11 protein-coding genes and 3 pseudogenes are annotated in these 17595 nt (G+C 54.7%); 10 read left to right on the top strand and 4 right to left on the bottom strand.

Annotated elements, in window-relative coordinates; all coding sequences use genetic code 11:
• Window positions 1-41: 41 nt before the first annotated feature.
• The gene (locus LT40_RS08875; protein WP_043189015.1) at window positions 42-248 is read right to left on the bottom strand and encodes a hypothetical protein; all 207 of its coding nucleotides are present in this window, start codon (window positions 246-248) and stop codon (window positions 42-44) included.
• 176 nt (window positions 249-424) lie between these two features.
• Here LT40_RS08875 and potE point away from each other — a divergent pair, with 176 nt between their 5' ends.
• From potE to LT40_RS08855, 4 genes are all read left to right on the top strand, one after another.
• Complete coding sequence (gene potE, locus LT40_RS08870; protein WP_043189014.1) at window positions 425-1849, top strand: putrescine-ornithine antiporter; 1425 nt, start codon at window positions 425-427, stop codon at window positions 1847-1849.
• Entirely contained in the window at window positions 1846-4131 is a 2286-nt protein-coding gene (locus LT40_RS08865) for an Orn/Lys/Arg family decarboxylase (RefSeq protein ID WP_043189012.1), read from the top strand. The genes potE and LT40_RS08865 overlap by 4 nt, the downstream gene beginning before the upstream one ends.
• Window positions 4132-4278: 147 nt before the next feature.
• Window positions 4279-6885, top strand: a complete 2607-nt coding sequence (locus tag LT40_RS08860) for a GAF domain-containing hybrid sensor histidine kinase/response regulator (RefSeq protein WP_084139767.1) — start codon at window positions 4279-4281, stop codon at window positions 6883-6885.
• A gap of 121 nt (window positions 6886-7006) precedes the next feature.
• Complete coding sequence (locus tag LT40_RS08855; protein ID WP_043189009.1) at window positions 7007-7432, top strand: type II toxin-antitoxin system HicB family antitoxin; 426 nt, start codon at window positions 7007-7009, stop codon at window positions 7430-7432.
• 150 nt (window positions 7433-7582) lie between these two features.
• Here LT40_RS08855 and LT40_RS22025 read toward each other — a convergent pair.
• Window positions 7583-7726: pseudogene (locus tag LT40_RS22025) on the bottom strand (excalibur calcium-binding domain-containing protein); the annotation flags it as partial.
• Window positions 7727-8005: 279 nt separating this feature from the next.
• Between LT40_RS22025 and LT40_RS22020 the strand changes: the two are divergent.
• A pseudogene (locus LT40_RS22020) lies at window positions 8006-8170 on the top strand (site-specific integrase); the annotation flags it as partial.
• Window positions 8171-8438: 268 nt separating this feature from the next.
• Here LT40_RS22020 and LT40_RS22015 read toward each other — a convergent pair.
• Window positions 8439-8615, bottom strand: coding sequence for an ATP-binding protein (locus LT40_RS22015; protein ID WP_158497440.1), 177 nt, complete (start codon window positions 8613-8615; stop codon window positions 8439-8441).
• Between the two features lie 311 nt (window positions 8616-8926).
• Window positions 8927-9583 (bottom strand): annotated as a pseudogene (locus LT40_RS22010) (histidine kinase dimerization/phospho-acceptor domain-containing protein); the annotation flags it as partial.
• Window positions 9584-9993: 410 nt separating this feature from the next.
• On the opposite strand from LT40_RS22010, the gene LT40_RS08845 reads away from it, so the two are divergent.
• From LT40_RS08845 to LT40_RS21585, 5 genes are all read left to right on the top strand, one after another.
• On the top strand, window positions 9994-10365 hold the full coding sequence (locus LT40_RS08845; RefSeq protein WP_052393357.1) for a response regulator: 372 nt from the start codon (window positions 9994-9996) through the stop codon (window positions 10363-10365).
• Window positions 10366-10432: 67 nt separating this feature from the next.
• On the top strand, window positions 10433-12022 hold the full coding sequence (locus tag LT40_RS08840; protein WP_043189005.1) for a histidine kinase famiy protein: 1590 nt from the start codon (window positions 10433-10435) through the stop codon (window positions 12020-12022).
• A 1122-nt stretch (window positions 12023-13144) separates the two neighbouring features.
• A complete protein-coding gene (locus tag LT40_RS08835) occupies window positions 13145-13606 on the top strand; it encodes a hypothetical protein (RefSeq protein WP_043189001.1) in 462 nt (153 codons plus the stop codon).
• A gap of 1007 nt (window positions 13607-14613) precedes the next feature.
• The gene (locus LT40_RS21205; RefSeq protein ID WP_202807711.1) at window positions 14614-16359 is read left to right on the top strand and encodes an AAA family ATPase; all 1746 of its coding nucleotides are present in this window, start codon (window positions 14614-14616) and stop codon (window positions 16357-16359) included.
• Window positions 16359-17363, top strand: a complete 1005-nt coding sequence (locus LT40_RS21585) for a hypothetical protein (RefSeq protein ID WP_148308542.1) — start codon at window positions 16359-16361, stop codon at window positions 17361-17363. Before LT40_RS21205 ends, LT40_RS21585 begins: the two co-directional genes overlap by 1 nt.
• Window positions 17364-17595: the final 232 nt, after the last annotated feature.

Below are 17595 nucleotides of genomic sequence, written 5' to 3'. Positions count from 1 at the left end.
CATGGCAGGGTGCAGGTCTGCTGCGGCGTTACGCGTAGCGTTTAGAGACGGTTGCCTGGAGAAGGCTCTTCGTCTTCATCCACCGGCGGATTGGTCCCGGTGTCTGGTTCGTCTACCGCCTTGTTGCCTGGCGAGCCATCCTGATCATCATCGTGCTCATCATGGATATCAGGGTAGCCCTCTTCCCCGCTACCGGGCTCGGCCGGCCCTGGATACGGATTCTGCGGGTGGTTGTTGTCTTCGACCATGATATGTCTCCTTTCGTGACGCGGTTCATCCGCGCCTGTTAGTGGGAGATCGCCCTGAAGCTGGAAGTGCCGTCGACTTGACGAGCGGCATCAGGGCCACTGCGCCCACCCCCTGCCTTGTCTTCTCTGCAATCTTTGCTATAGCTAAAGACCTCTCTGATCATCCAGGCAATGGAGTGTCCGTCATGAAGAAGATGAGTGTGAGTCAGCTGACCATGCTGACAGCCGTCAACATGCTGGGGTCCGGCATCGTGCTGCTGCCGACCAAACTCGCTGAGGTGGGTGGCATTTCCATTCTCTCCTGGCTGATCACCGCCACCGGCTCCCTGGCCCTGGCCTACGCCTTTGCCCGCTGCGGCATGCTCAGCCGCAAGACCGGCGGCATGGGCGGTTATGCAGAATATACCTTCGGCAAATCGGGCAACTACATCACCAACTACACCTATGGGCTGTCGCTGCTGATCGCCAACGTGGCGATCAGCATCACGGCGGTCGGGTATATCCAGACGTTGTTCGATATCAAACTGGGCTCGCTGCAGGTCGGCCTGGCGACCATCGCGCTGTTGTGGATCACCACCTTCGCCAACTTCGGCGGCGCGAACGTGACGGGTAAGATCGGCGCCATAACCGTCTGGGGTGTGATCGCGCCCGTGGTACTGGTGTCGACGGTGGGCTGGTTCTGGTTCGACAGCGGCACCTACGCGGCGGGCTGGAACCCTTACGACATGCGCTGGTACGAAGCGGCCGGCGCGTCGGTGGCGATCACGTTGTGGGCATTTCTCGGCCTGGAATCGGCGTGTGCCAACGGCGATGCCGTGGAGAATCCGGAAAGGAACGTGCCGATCGCCGTGCTCGGCGGGACCCTGGGCGCAGCGGTGATCTACATCGTGTCCACCAACGTGATTGCCGGCATCGTCGACAACGCCGAACTGGTGTCCTCGACGGCGCCATTCGGCCTGGTGTTCGCCAAGATGTTCACGCCGATGGTCGGCAACCTGGTCATGGGCCTGATGGTCTTGGCCTGCATCGGTTCGCTGCTGGGCTGGCAGTTCACCGTGGCCCAGGTGTTCAAGAGCTCGGCCGACACCGGTTACTTCCTGCCGATCTTCGCCAAGGTCAACGCGCATGGTGTGCCGGTGATCAGCATGCTGATTCTGCTGGCGATCCAGACGGCACTGGCCTTGCTCACCATCAGCCCGGACCTGGCCAAGCAGTTCGACACGCTGGTGAACCTGGCGGTGGTGACCAACCTGGTGCCGTACATCCTGTCGATGGCCACCTTGATGACGCTGCAGAAGGTCTCCAATGTGCCGGCCAACAAGGCGCTGGTGACCAACATCGTGGCCGGGATCGCGGCGGCCTACAGTTACCTCGCGCTCTACAGCTCCGGTGCCCAGGCGCTGATGCTCGGCGGCGTGGCGACCATCGTCGGCTACACGCTGTTCGGCTTCGTCAACAACCGCCTGATCCGCCTGGAAGCGGTCAACAACAGTGCCCCGACGCAAACCGTCGCGGCCCAGCACATCGTCGGCACGCCGATTCCCGTGAACAGTCTGGCCAGCCCGACATCGAACACCCCTGCACCGGAGGCACGACCATGACGGACCATAGAAACCTGCTGGGCATGCTCGCCTTGCTGATCAGCACCCAGCCCGATAAGAGAACCGTGTTCGGTCGGGCACTGATCCAGCTCATCGCCGATGTGGAAGAGCGCTCCATCAGCGTGATCACCTCGGAGCGTCTGGACGACGCCAAATCGATCCTGAGCACCGACCCTGCGATCCAGTGCGTGTTGCTCAGCTGGGAAATGGACAAAAGCGACGACCACCAGCAATGCATCGACCTGCTGACCACCCTGCGCGAGCGCAACACGCGGGTCCCGGTGTTCCTGATCAGTGACCGCAGCACCGCTGGCAACGTGCCGCTGATCGTCATGCAGCACGCCGACGATTTCATCTGGCTGCCGGAAGACACCAGCCGCTTCCTCAGTGGGCGGATCATGGCCGCCATTGAGCGCTATCGTCAGGCGGTGCTGCCGCCGATGTTCGGCGCGTTGCTCAAGTTCGCCCGCAGCTACGAATACTCCTGGCACACCCCTGGGCACGCCGGCGGCACGGCCTTTCTGAAAAGTACGGCAGGCCGGGCGTTCTATGAGTTCTTCGGGGAAAACCTGTTGCGCTCCGACCTGTCCATCTCGGTCGGCGAACTGGGCTCGCTGCTCGACCACAGCGGCCCCATCGGCCAGGGCGAGCGCTACGCGGCCAAGGTGTTCGGCGCTCATCGCACCTACTACGTCACCAACGGTTCGTCGATGTCCAACCGGGTGATCCTGATGGCCAGCGTCACGCGCGACCAGATCGCGCTGTGCGACCGCAACTGCCACAAGTCCGCCGAGCATGCCATGACGCTGTCCGGGGCGATTCCGACCTATCTGGTGCCGACGCGCAACCGCTTCGGCATCATCGGTCCGATCCTGCCGCAGACGTTGAGCGCCGCCGGGGTGCAGGCCGCCATTGCCAGCAACCCGCTGGTCAAGCCGCACATCGACCCCACGCCCGTACACGCCATCGTCACTAACTCCACCTACGACGGCCTGACCTATAACGTCACGCGGGTCGAGGAACTGCTCGGGCAGAGCGTCGACCGCCTGCACTTCGACGAGGCCTGGTATGGCTATGCGCGCTTCAACCCGCTGTACAAGGACCGCTTCGCCATGCACGGCAGCCCGGACGATCACGACGCGTCCAAACCTACCGTGTTCGCCACCCAATCCACCCACAAGTTGCTGGCCGCCCTGTCCCAGGCGTCGATGATCCATGTGCGCAATGGGCGCAACCCGATCCCCCACGGACGCTTCAACGAGTCGTACATGATGCATGCCTCGACCTCGCCCAACTACGCGATCATGGCCTCGTGCGACGTCAGTTCGGCCATGATGGAAGCGCCGAGCGGGCAGATTCTGACCAACGAATCCATCGAAGAGGCCATCGCCTTTCGCCAGGTGATCTCGCGGATGCACAGCGACATGGCCGCCAACGGCGACTGGTTCGTGTCGTGCTGGCAGCCGCCGGTGATACAGGTCGGCGGGGCGGCCATCGCCTTCCATGAAGTCGACCCGCTCATGCTCAAGTCCGACCCGAAGTGCTGGGTCTTGCACCCCAACGAGGTCTGGCACGGTTTCGGCGACATCGAAGACGGCTACTGCATGCTCGATCCGATCAAGGTATCGATTCTGAGCCCCGGCATGGGCGACGACGGCCAGCTTCTGGATTTCGGCATTCCGGCCTGTGTGCTCAGCGCGTATCTGGGTCGGCAGGGAATCGTGGTCGAAAAAACCACCGATTTCACTCTGCTTTTCCTGTTTTCCATCGGAATCACCAAGGGCAAGTGGGGCACCCTGGTGAACGCGTTGCTGGACTTCAAGCGCGACTACGACGCCAACCTGGAGCTGGAACTGTGCCTGCCCGACCTGCTCGCTGCCACGCAGCAGCGATACAGCGGCATGGGCTTGCGGGATCTGGCGCAAGACATCTTCGCCGCAATGAAAGAGAACCGCACCACGGCGGCCATGTCCGCAGCGTTCGGCACGCTGCCCAAGGCCGAGTTCAGCCCGGTTCAAGCCTACGAAAAGCTGGTCCGCAACGAAGTGGAACTGGTGGCTCTGGACGCTGCGGCCGGACGCATCGTGGCGACGGGCATCGTGCCCTACCCGCCCGGCATCCCCCTGCTGATGCCGGGCGAGCACGCCGGCGCAGCTGACGGGCCGCTGCTTGCCTACCTGAAAGCGCTGGAGACTTTCGACCGCTCTTTTCCAGGTTTTGCCCACGACACCCATGGGATCGAAAACGATGGGGGCGTCTATCGCTTGTTGGTGCTCAAGTAGAGCCGACCAGCGCCGGGCTTCAATCAGCGGCCCGCGTACCGTCGTGCTATCGGCTCGCGCGCATTTCTGAGAGACTGAACCCGACCTGGCCCGGCAACTCGGGTCATCTGGCACCTCGTTCGTCACCCCCATCATTCGGAGTTCCGCTTGCCTACTGTACCCACGGCTCTTGAGAGTGATGATCGGCTGTCGCACGTGCTCCACGCCAGCGAACGCTTGGTGACGGCGAAGTCGATCGACGAGGTGGTCAGCGTGCTGCGCGAAACGGCGCGTGCGACCGTGGGCGCCGAGGGGATCGCGATCGCCATCGAACACGACGGGCACTGTTCATACGTTGCCGAAGATGCCGTCTCTCCCTTGTGGCAAGGCAAGACCTTTCCGATCGAGCGCTGCGTGTCGGGGCGCGCGATGCTCGGCAACGAGACCATCGTCATCCCCGACGTGCGGCTCGACTCGCGTATCCCGCAGGACGCCTACGCATTGACGTTCGTGCGCAGCCTGATCATGGTCCCGATAGGCCAACCAGTTGCCGTGGCAGCGCTCGGCGCCTACTGGTCCGAGGCGCAGCCTCATTCCCGCGACACCGTGGAAAGGCTTGAAAGCCTGGCGCGCTTGGCGACGATTGCCATCGAGAACGCACGCCTGACGCAAGCGCGCAATCGCGCCGCTGCCATCGGGGCTGCGCAAAACCGCATTCTGGCCCTGGCGGTGGAAGAGAATACCCTCGACGTCACGCTGGAGTCGGTCGTGCGCGAAGTCGAAGCCTTGTCCACGTCGCGCCTTTTGGGAAGCATCGTGCTTCTGGACGAACAAGGCCGGCAGGTACAGCATTGCGTGGGTCCCAGCCTGCCTGCCCTCTACCAGGACGCCGTCAAGGCCATGGTCATCGACCCGGACTCGAGCACCTGTAGCGCTCCCATGCCACACAACGGGCTGATGACTGTCGTTCACATCTCCAACGATGCCTGGCAGGAGAAGCTCGGAAACCTGGCGATCGAGCAGGGCTTGCAGGTATGCGGGTCGGTTCCCATCAGGTCGGCCCAGGGTGCCGTGATGGGTGCTTTCGTCCTGTACGACCCCGAACTGCACGAGTGCGCGCCAGCCGATGTGGAAATCCTCGACTTCGTGGTGCAGACCATCGGCCTCATGGTGCACCGCACCCGAGTCGACGCGGCCATCCGCACCAGCGAGGCCAGGCTGCGTTTGGCCGTCGACCATGCCGACGTGGGCTTCTGGGACGTGGATTTCGTCTTGAACACGCTGGTGTGGCCACCCCAGACCAAAGCCATGTTCGGGATTTCAGCTGACGTCGCGGTCACGCTGCAAGACTTCTACGAGGGTCTGCACCCGCAGGATCGCAAGGCGACTCTGGAGGCTTTCGCAGCGGCGATGGATCCTGAGCGCCGAGCGCTCTACGAAGTCGACTACCGAACCGTCGGCCGCGAGGACGGCGTGGTTCGCTGGGTCGCGGCCAAGGGCCGTGCCGTGTTCGATGAGGACGGGCGCTGCCTGCGCGTGACCGGCACGGCGATGGATATCACCGCACGCAAGACCGCAGACGAAAACCTGCGCGAGCTCAATGCCACCCTCGAAGCGCGGATCGCCCAGGCCGTCGCTGAGCGTGAAGAAGTCCAGCTGGCCCTGCGTCAGAGCCAGAAAATGGAAGCCATGGGGCAGCTCACCGGCGGCGTGGCCCACGACTTCAACAATCTGCTCACGCCCATCGTCGGCACCCTGGACATGCTCCAGCGCCGCGGAGTGGGCGGTGAACGGGAGCAGCGACTGATTTCCGGCGCCGTGCAGTCCGCCGACCGCGCCAAGACGCTGGTGCAGCGGCTGCTCGCCTTCGCCCGGCGCCAACCGCTGCAGGCCGTGGCGGTCAACGTCGGCAAGCTGGTCAGCGACATGGGTGACTTGCTGGCCAGTACCACCGGGCCGCAGATCAAGGTGGTGGTCGACGCGCCGGAGCACCTGCCCGCAGCCATCGCCGACGTGAACCAACTCGAGATGGCGCTGCTCAACCTTTCCGTCAACGCCCGTGACGCGATGCTCGAAGGCGGCACGCTGCGCATATCCGCCTGCATGGAATCGATCGCTGAGGGGCACCGTTCACGTCTTCCAGCGGGCAACTATCTGTGCCTCTCGGTCGCCGACACCGGCACCGGGATGGACCCGACGACGCTGGCACGCTCGGTGGAGCCGTTTTTCTCCACCAAGGGCGTGGGCCAGGGCACTGGCCTGGGATTGTCGATGGTGCATGGGCTGGCGTCGCAGTTGAACGGCGCGTTGACCATTCAAAGCTCGCCGGGCCTGGGCACCAATGTCGAGCTGTGGCTGCCGCGCAGCATTGCCCTCCCCGCCGAGGCCCTGCGCTTGGTCGACACGCCCGAGCTGTCCTCCAGCCGTGGCGTGGCGTTGCTGGTGGATGATGAAGAACTGGTACGGGCGAGTACTTCGTACATGCTGGCCGAGCTGGGTTATTGCGTGATCGAAGCGGCATCCGGCGAAGAAGCCCTGGAATTGATGGATACCGGCGAGACATTCGACCTGCTCATCACCGACCACCTCATGCCGGGCATCAGCGGGACCGACCTGGCCAAGCGCGTGCGTCGGGCCAGGCCTGGGACGGCGATCCTGCTGGTTTCCGGCTACGCCGAGCGTGAAGGCCTCGACCCGGACCTGCCGCGGTTGAGCAAGCCGTTCAGGAAGAATGAGCTGGCGACGAGTCTGGCTCATCTGGGGCGGGGGGCTTGAACTCGACCCGTCAGAGCAAAATGAAGGCTGGAAGGGACATGCAAGGCGATCATTAAACAACTGGGGCTTTGATGGTTTTTCGCTTTGCGGACAGCAGGCCTATCACCCGGAGGACTAAGCCATGTATGACTATGCAATCCGATTTGAAACAGACACTGTTCCCGGTCTCGCCGTCTACTGCAGAGACTTGCCGGAACTGAACAGCTTTGGGGACGACGAACAGCACGCTGTCAACGAGGCCGTTGACGCGATAGAAACAACGCTGTCGATCTACGTTGACCAACGACGTCCAATTCCGCGGGCATCAGCACCGCAACAGGGCGAGCGTATCATTCATCTGCCTGCTGTGACCGTAGCGAAGATCGTGCTTTGGAATACGATGATAGAGCGAGATATGCGCAAAGCAGATCTGTGCCGGCTGCTGGGCTTTCATCAAACCCAAGGAGATCGTCTGGTAGATTTTTTGCATACATCCAAGATGGAGCAGATCGAATCAGCGCTGGCCGCCATGGGCAAGCATCTCGCCGTTTCAGTTGAAGCTGCCTGATAACTTTGCAACGACGGTATTTGAACGTTCTGCGTTAGCGGCGGTACGTGCAGGGGTCGGCGGTCGCTCAGCTCTCTACGGCGGGTAGCGAACGACTGAAAGCAGTAACGATTAGCCTTCTCTATGTACAGAAGCCGCGTAGAAAAAAACCTATCTCTTGCACCACTGGGTTTCGCAGGGAACACCGTCGTTATTGCCGTCCATTTTCATACCTGGACAATTCTGCAGAAAAGCCATCGCCTCGGCGCAGGACGTCATTTGCGAGCAGTACTGTCGACCATCACAATTGAATGGCGCGCGACTTACCGGGGGCTTTAACGGCGTTGGGGATACAAGGCCGCCTGAATTCGCTGAAGAATCGGAATTCAGCCATCCATCGATCTGTGGGGAAAATTTCCACGCGATAACGGCTGCAATCACCAGCCAGACAAGAGTCTTCAATGTTTCATCCCTGATCAAAAAATCCAAGCCCACATTTTCAGAGCTGGAATCACAGAAAACAAGCCCTGCCCTTCGTGGAGCTTGCGGGTAATGAGCTGGCAAAGCCATGTCCTGTCTAGGCTTCAGGGGCCAGGAATTCGCGACCGGCCGCCATACAACTACCGCCACACCTATGCGACAATAGGCGCAATGTCCGGTTTGAATCCCGCCTTTATTGCCAGGCTCCAGATTGGTACCGAATCGGCTATCGATTCGGTATGGCCTGAAACCATCGCTCCCCCAGTTATTGATAGGTAAAGCTCCTTGATCTCCACAGCTAACATCACCATGCAGTCTTAAGTGGTTGCTGACGTTAGCTGTTGATCAATGTTTTCGGGCATTTCCCGCTCCCCAGCGCTCGTGAGGCATCAACAAAAAGCCGCCATTGGTATCAGAATTGGTATCAGATGACATTGCCGAGCCCTATGCCGATTATGCATACGGCCTTCGCTTGTGACCAATGGAATCTGTAGCCATTTGTAGGCTTCAAGCCATTGTTCCGTTACCGCGAAGCATCGTAGTGAACCTACAAGCGTACTGGTATTGATGCGACAAATATCGTTGCGTCTTTGTTGGAGGTTACGCTCAACGTACCACCATGAGCTTCAGCAACCTGCGAGCATATATATAGGCCCAGCCCAAGGCCCTCTGTGTGACTGTCACGGTCGGTACGCGTAAAAGGCTCGAAAAGAGATCCAAGCAACGTATCTGGGATTGGCTGCCCCCGTTGATGCAGCTCAGCACCAACATTCCCTCATCGATGCGCCCCTTTAGCACAATTGCCCCTCCTTTTTGACCATGCGCTACTGCGTTGGTCAAGAGGTTGGAAACCAGCTGACTAATCCTGCCGACATCACATAACAATGCAGTAGCGCCCTCATAGTCAAACGTGATATTTGCTTCCGGATGGGCCAAACGGACCTCCTGAACAACAGCTCCAAGCACATCAAAAATGTCGTCTGCTCGACGGAGATTCATTACGACATCACCTCCTAGCTGACAGCGTGTGAAGTCCAAAATGTCCTCTATCAATGCGGCCATGCGTGCCGCGCTTAACCGAATACCTTCGGCCAGCAGCAAACGTCGGCTCTCCGAAATGTTCGCGCGTAGCGCATCTGCGCTGAGCCTTACGGCGCTAAGCGGGGTACGGAGGTCATGCCCTAGAACCGCAATGAATTGTTCGCGGAGCCGGCCAAGCTCGGTTGATGCAACGAGTTGAGATTCACTTTGTTCAAGGCGATCGTGCAAACTCAAATTCACGGCGATTAGCTGAGCGAAAAGCTCAAGCGTATTTATAGCCGACTGCTTATTCAAGGTAATGGGCATTACGTCCAGCGCACATAGGGTTCCAAATAGCTCCCCATTGGCAGTAATGATGGGAATGGAAATATGGCTTTGTACGGCAGGCAAATCGCTCGGCGCCACCGCTTCGTATCCTAAACGAGACAATTCAGCAAAACCGCTACCGAACACCAATGATCTGCGCAGATCATGCACTTGGCCGCATAAAGTCTCTGCTGTAAGACGTTCGCTACCAACGGCCAACTCCAATCCAATCGAGTCATCGACCGCACAAGCCACCCATCGACTCGTGGTCACCCTGGCAACAGCTGCGAAGCGCAAACCTGTGGTCGCTTTCACCAAGCTCAGAATCAAAGGAATGCTCTCCATCTTTCCGATAGAAGCGATATCGATTTCAAATTCTGATGTTGACATCCGATCCTAGATCCTGATTTTAGAGAAAAGAAGGTGAAGATTATGCAGATTGTACAGCTGCGGCCTTAGGATGGCTTATCTACCGACGCATTCACCCTGCACATCCAAACCCCACGGCAAGGACCTGTTTGCGTCATTGACGACAGAACCAGTTCATCCAAGGGCGTCAGCTCATCCTGAACTCGCCTCGCTGAACCCAAAATCGTCCACTGCAGGTTGCATCCGCTGCTCACAGATTCCTCAATCGCCCCTTCCGGCGCATCGAGCATGCACCACAACTCATGATTGTTGACTAAAATCTAACCGCAGGGAATGTTCGTGAACGCTGGCAGTCAATGTCGTATCTCCTTCGAAAATGACCTCCTATGAACACTATCATTCTCGTTGAAGACGAGCAGCCGGTCCGTGATCTTCTCTTCGAGTTCCTCCAAGATCTAGGCTACCAAGTTCACGTCTTTGAGACAGCAGACCAGGCCTGGCTGCACATCCAGCAGAGGCCCTACCCAGTGCGGCTGCTAATTACAGACTTGTGTATGCCTGGGAAGATGGACGGAATGGATCTGGTGCGTAAGCTTCAAGCGACTCAACCTGAGAGCCCGATCGTCGTCATGTCAGGCTATCACCCACGAGCGGATTCGCTGAGAAGTGATGATGTTCACTGGCTTGCAAAGCCTTTTTCCCTGCAATGTCTCGAGACGTTTTGTCGGAAGATCTTTTCTTCTGATCGGCAAGTCTAGGGATCCTCCGATTCGCGATTCCAAGAGCTAGGCCCTCAAGGTAGCTACCGCCAAACCAGGAGCGTAAATGGCTAAGCATTCCAACCGCGTGACCGACAACTTTACCGGTGACATAAGCGCATCTGATCACAATATCTTCTTCGCAGCCGTCGAAACCACGCGCATGCCGATGACGATTACGGATCCAAAGAGGCCTGATAATCCCATCATTTTTGCCAACAATGCCTTCATAGACATGACTGGCTACTCCCGTGAGGAAATTGTTGGTCGTAACTGTCGATTTCTTCAGGGTGCTGAAACGGACCGACAGATCATCGGGCAGGTGAGAAAAGCGATTGAAGACAGGCGGGAGATAGCCGTCGAGGTAGTGAATTACAAGAAAGATGGCACCTCATTTTGGAATGCGCTGTTTATCTCGCCGGTTTACAACGAGTCAGGCGACCTAATCTATTTCTTCGCATCACAGCTCGACGTGAGCAGACGTCGTGATGCTGAGGACGGGCTGCGTCAATCGCAAAAAATGGAAGCACTAGGCCAACTGACGGGTGGAATAGCCCATGACTTCAATAATTTGCTGCAGGTCATGGTGGGATACCTAGACATGATCCAGCGCTCCGCTGATAAGCCAGAGATCGACCGTCAGCGGCTTAAACGCAATGCTACTCAGGCACGGGATGCCACGGAGCGAGCCACTACCCTCACCCAGCAGCTATTGGCATTTTCACGCAAGCAAAAGCTGCAGGGGCGCGTTATCAACCTGAATACGCTTATCATATCTTTCGAGGAAACTGCAGAGCGCACGTTGGTCGATACGCAGATCCGCTATGACCTTGCGAAAGACCTCTGGAACTCGAGATTAGACCCGACCCAGACCGAAGTGGCGCTGCTCAACATTTACATCAATGCTCGAGACGCTATGGAGGGACAGGATGCTCGGATGTTGTCCGTTGAAACCCGTAACGTGACGCTGAGCAAAAACTCGTCTTATGAGGGCCTCGTGCCTGGTCGGTATGTCAGCGTCGCCATTACCGATAATGGCCGAGGAATGCCGGAGTCCATCCTAAACAGAGTGATGGACCCCTTCTTCACTACCAAGGAGGAGGGCAAAGGCTCAGGCCTGGGGCTTTCGATGGTTTACGGCTTCGTAAAACAGTCTGGTGGCGTGGCTCGGATTTATTCCGAAGAAGGGATCGGAACGACTATCCGTATGTATTTTCCGGCAGATGATAGTCAGCTCCACACGCTAGCAGCGGCCGAGGAAATTCACGTTCATCAAGGTCATGAGCGGGTACTAGTCGTTGAAGACCGTCCGGATGTCGCGGATCTCGCGCAAGCTGTGCTTGAGGAATACGGCTACGAGTGCGATATCGCCTACAGCGGAAAGGAAGCTTTGGAACGTATGGAGAGCGCTGCTTACGATGTATTGTTCACGGATCTCATCATGCCGGGCGGCATGAATGGAGTGATGTTGGCCAGGGAAGCGAAGCGCCGGTACCCAAATATCAAGGTGCTCCTGACCACGGGCTACTCTGAGAACTCTCTGGAGCGCACAGATGCCGGAGGTGGTGATTTTTTGGTAATTGCCAAGCCGTACATCCCTAGCGATCTAGCCAAGAAGATCCGACAGGCCATCGAAGGGCCGAACGGAATAACCTGAGCCCTCTGACGGGGTGTGCGCACTCCGCCGACAGGCGTAACGCCTATGATCACCTGCCCTTTTTTGCTCCCGCGCCCCTGTCGAAGATAAGTAGGTCACCATCGAAAATCCCGGCGCGAATAATGTTGTCACCGGCCACGCGATCCAGGTAGGTGCCATGCGCGCATGCACAACAGGTCGTCAATGGAGATATCGAAGTGTTCGGGTTGGAATGGCGTCCATGGCTTGGCTCATGCGCTGTACATATGGACAGCGCGACCGATTTGCAGACAGGCGGTTTTCAATCCTTGAGCTATAGGTAGGCAAGCACAGCTATGCTGACACGTCCTCGTGGAGGTGACTATGGCAGGGCTTGGTCTGAGGTTGGTTGCTAGCGACTACGATCTGAAGGAATGGAATGTAAGTTGGAGCATTCAAGCTGATCATCTCGAGTGCAGATATTGTGGGTGGGCGCAGTGGCCATCGGACGCCCTTACCCTTTTTACCCATGGTCCGGAATGTGAAAAATATGACCCGTACGGCCATCTCCCATGGCGAGATCTTGCATGGATCATGGATCAGATAAAAAGAAGAATAGAATAAAAAAGCCCTGCAGCACTACCGCCGGGACGAGCATGAGGAATCTAATTAAAAGATCTGTTCAACTTACCCTGTCTTCTTCAACGCCCTAGCGACTGCGATCCTCTTTAAGCAGTTTGCTTGCATATTGAGATGCTTCCGCGCCCTTCTCGAATATCTAGAGGATACCATCACGGCTGTCTGACAAAGCCAAAAAGTAACCTTTTCTGTGTTTTTGCAAACGGAAATACGGGGCTTGCAGCCTGGGTCTTGGGCAACCATCCGACTCAAGACGCACAGGAACCTAAATCATATGCTCCTTGAGGGAGCCCTTTAAAAACAAGCGTTTACGCCGCCCGCAATCGGTCACGCTGTCTCACAAATGCGCACCTTGTTCACGCTGTGAACTGGCGTGACTCACGTTTTGGTCACGCTGCCTATTTCCCTCCCCCGGCGTTCTGCCGACCTTCAATACCCCTCCCCTGCACCACCTATCGATCCGCCCTTGAGCAATCTGACAAACCTCGAATACTGTACGCAAATACAGTATTTGTGAGCAGCAGCATGGACATTGAAGACGAAGCGTTCGGATGCCTCGGCATACCCACCGAAGCACAGATATGGAAGCAACAGGCCGCCTTAGTCCAGGCAGAGTACGAGCAGGTGGCCGCCGACCTGCGCCAGGCCCGGACGAATATCCTGAAGCTGGTCGACATCCACGCAGTCACTGCGCGCGAGCGCGACCAGGCGCTGCACCTATTGGCGTCGTACAAACGCGACCTCTCCGCTGCCCACGTCGAGCTATCAGCGCTCGGCAATCGGATGCGGGGGATGCAGATGGCAGCGCGGCAGTCAGCCGAGAGCCCCTACCCTTTCCGCGAAACATTGGCGGCACCAGATCCGCAGCCAGAAGCACCTGCGCAATTACCGACCCAAGACCGGCAAAGCCTACTATGCTTGCGCCACGACAACGGAGGTGCGTATGGACACGCTGGACTGGCTGAACCTGACACCGCAGATCAGTGATCTGGATACTTGGTCCAAGTTATGGGCCGTGCACGATGAACCCATTCCACACATTCGCTGCAGGACCTGTGAAGGCTATCAACAGCTTCGAGATTCGGGCAAGCCGTTCATGCACACCCCATTCTGCACACTAAGGGGTGGCCAAAGCTGCTTTCCATGGCGTGATCTTCGTTGGATAGTTGAATACACGAGCGGTGCTGGGTAGATCGCTCTACCGCCGCCGCTGACCATGTCGTAGGCCAGCTCACACGCGTACATTTTGATCGGGCTCGCTAATTTGCCAAGTCTGGCGCTCTTGCGTCGACATAAATGAGCAGTTAGAAAGAAAACCCAAACGATAGCCGACACGCTATGATCCTAATAACTGGCAATACCGGACAAGAAATATACACGGGGAGCCAGCTCTTATAGTGAAAATACCACCTATTAATAGCTGACGAATCTCTTGCCACTTCACCACCTGAGTGCTGTTCTATTGATAATTCAATTGCATCCGGCCCCGTTACACCTCGTGCCCTGGACCGGCGGCAGTTGATGCAAAAAGCGGTCTAACTCGAAGAGCTGTACCTGCTAAAGCAACACGCTAATGAGGAACGAATTTCAATCTTTGATAAAATATAGAAACAGAAAGCGTCATCCGCACTCTGGAACTCTCATTGCTTTCCGCTACGTTTGATTAGTGGAAAATCTGCATCTCTCACGAAAATCACCAGGAGGGGTTATATTAGGAATAGAAGCAAGAATAACATTGAGCCTCAAAGTGAAGACAAATCATTTGCGGCACGCCATTAGGTCCAATATTTAAATCCCGCCTCGCCACCCAATCGGGAATCATATTAATACATGCCAAGATTCAGCCCAAATAGGAGCAATTGCTGTTTAATCATAGAGCATTAAAGCTTTAATCTGCGCACTCGCTACATACCCCTACAACATAAAGCATATAGAGAGGCAAAGACCAAAATCGATATTTCTTGCATATTTTGCTTGGGGATGATAAAACGCGCGTGAACACCCTCTCCCATTCAAAAGGAATTGCTGTGATATCAACTTTCTCTGGAAGCAACTATAAAGCCTTTAAAGACTTTAAGTTAGAGTTGCGCCCTTTGACCGTTTTGCTAGGCGCGAATAGCAGCGGCAAAAGCGCACTGATCAACTCATTGTTGATGCTTTCTCAATCCGCAGACTCGACATTAATTTCAGAATCTCCACTTAGGCTCAACGGCAACAAAACCGGGATGGGAGAAACTCTCAACATCATCAAAGATAAAAATCCTGCGAACCGGCTAAGTTTTTCTTTTGAGCTCTCTCAGAGAGACAATATCAGAAAGAAGATCTCTGAAGCCAAGACGGCAATTCTTCAAGATCATGATACTGTGATTAGGTTTATGTCGCATTTTGCCTCATCTCAATCTTCGAAGGGTGTGCCTGCCAGCCCTTCAGCGCTTGTAGCATTCCGAAAACTACTTCCGAAATTAGAGGACATTACTTTCAGAAGTCGAGAGTCGTCAATCAGTATCGCCAAAATAAAAGATTTTAAGTTGATTTACTTAAAGCTTATTAAACATTACCGGGCTATCATGGGAGGTGTCAGGGTGAGCCCGAATCTACCTGAAGCATATTTTAATCTAACGCATAGCGCGTCTCTTAAAAAAATCGAAGACTGCTTCACTGGCTACTTAGAGCTTCCGTCCGCAAAAATAACACCATTCAAAGTATCATACTCTTTCGCTTACAACAAAAGACTTGAGTGCCTACAAGTTGTTGAATACATACAGTATAACAAATTAGGCGGGGTCATTTTCGGATATAAAAAGGAAGGCAACAATTCTGACATTTTCTCAGATGTTATCGATCCTAGTGTGCTGAGCCGATCCAGATCAGAGTTACTAAAGCTGATATCGCCAGACTCTCTTGTATTTATGAAGCACGCTACAGAGCTAAATAGATCGTTTGGAAGCTTTTCATCGCTTGAAGGAAGCAGCAGTCCATTCGCAGCAATCCTATCGCGGATGGTTAATATCACTTCAAAGCATGTACTATCCGCTTTGAGCGGCCTCCAGGTCAATCATGTGAGCCCACTCCGGGCTTTCCCTCAAAGATACTATTTGCTCGATAAATCTGTACATCATACAAAGCTGAACGTCCTGGATGGCACTGAGCTGGCAGAGGTTTTAAAGAACAACCCTACAATCAAAGACAATATCAACTTATTGCTCGCCCCATTCAATATCGGCATTGACATCGTAAAAGTTAACGACATCATTTATAAAATTGTTGTCAATCAGGATGATGTGGATCTTGAGCTTACTGATGTGGGATTTGGAATATCTCAGGCTCTTCCAATATTAGTCCAAGCGTACTTGTCACCGGCGGGATCTCTGACGATAATCGAACAACCCGAAATACATCTACATCCAAATATGCAAGCCTGGTTGACAGATGCTGTAATCAAAATCGCATTAAGCGAGCGTAAAAGATTTTTGATAGAAACTCACAGTGATGCGCTTATTCGAAGAATTAGGCTACGGATAGTAGACGACAGCTCTGCACTTACCGAGGATGATGTAAAAATATATCACCTGCACCGAGACAGAATAAATCGCCACACTCTACTTGACGACATAAAAATAAGTGATAACGGCGATATCAAGTGGCCGAAAGATTTTATGGATGTGGAAATAAAAGACACAATAAAAATACAGCAACTCAAGTACGCTAAAGTTAACAAAGATTCTGAGGTGCAATCATAATGAGAAGCTCTCACTGCATTTGCCCTAGCTTCCTATCTAAAAATATAGGCAATGACCATGTCTTTTTTAACTTTTTCATGGGAGCTTTGCTGTATTCCGAAGATCAAGTTGTACTGGACAGAGAAGAAAAACTTAGCACTTCTTATGTATCCTCTTTAAGCGAAGATGTGAACGGCTTTACCAACTATAAAATGTGGCGCAAGTTACTTGAATCATGCGACTCAGGTAAAATGCTCCTATCTTCATCTGCTGGATCCATGTCGAGTGGCGAAACAGTCTATCGAACCATATCTAGAGCGATAACGAGTTTTAGCAAGTCCATTGTGGCTGATGACAACAACCATTATTCCGACTTCATCTCTGAAATCAATAGGCAGAGAATAAATCTATTAAATCTACAGAATATAAACCAAATCCAAACAGAAAATAGGTTCAAGACCATGCCAACATATATTGAGCTTGAATCCGATATCGAATGGGTCCTGCAGAGACTAGCTCGCCGAGCAAAAAAATCTGATTCTGAAGACTATAGCAACGATTATCTTAGGGACATGATCATGTCTAAAGGATACGAAGTTAAAGATCAGACTCGCGAAGGACAGTCGAGTTCGGGAGTGGGCTCTGGCGAGCTAGATATAATTATCGAACATCAAATGGATCTCTTCGCCATCGTTGAGGCGATGAGACTAGATTCAGTAAATAGCAACTACATTAATACACATTACTCGAAGCTATTAACAAGCTACAACCCAGTAGATGTGAAAAGGACCTTTTTAATCACATACTATAATGGCTTAGATTTCGACAGCTGGTGGAATCGCTATTGCGCGCATATATCTTCCCTAGATATGTCCAGTGTAAGCAACAGGTCAAATATTAGCTCTGCCAGGATAGATTTGATAGGAACCCCTTATGGCTCGATAAAAAAACTTCATCACCATTTGCACGCAGGCGACGAACATTCTCTATGCATTCATATGGCTGTAAAAGTTGGTAGCTCATAGTTATTTCCGGCTATTTTTTAAATCATCGCCACCAGGCACGCATCCATCCTGCACTATTACTATTTTACATCTCACATACAGGGGATAAATGCAGCACTCAACCAAAAGTTGATTAATTTCTCGCGAGGTAATGCATGCCGCTGCCCGTAGATCCTGCGGGCAGCTCAAGCGCCCAAATGTCTTTAACTAAAAACCGTCTAACTCAAGGCACGTTTGTGGTTCATTTGTTGAT

It is taken from the genome of Pseudomonas rhizosphaerae, from assembly GCF_000761155.1.
GTDB lineage: Bacteria > Pseudomonadota > Gammaproteobacteria > Pseudomonadales > Pseudomonadaceae > Aquipseudomonas > Aquipseudomonas rhizosphaerae.
The sequence above is the reverse complement of the archived record's forward strand: the minus strand, read 5'-3'. Positions and strand labels throughout refer to the sequence as shown.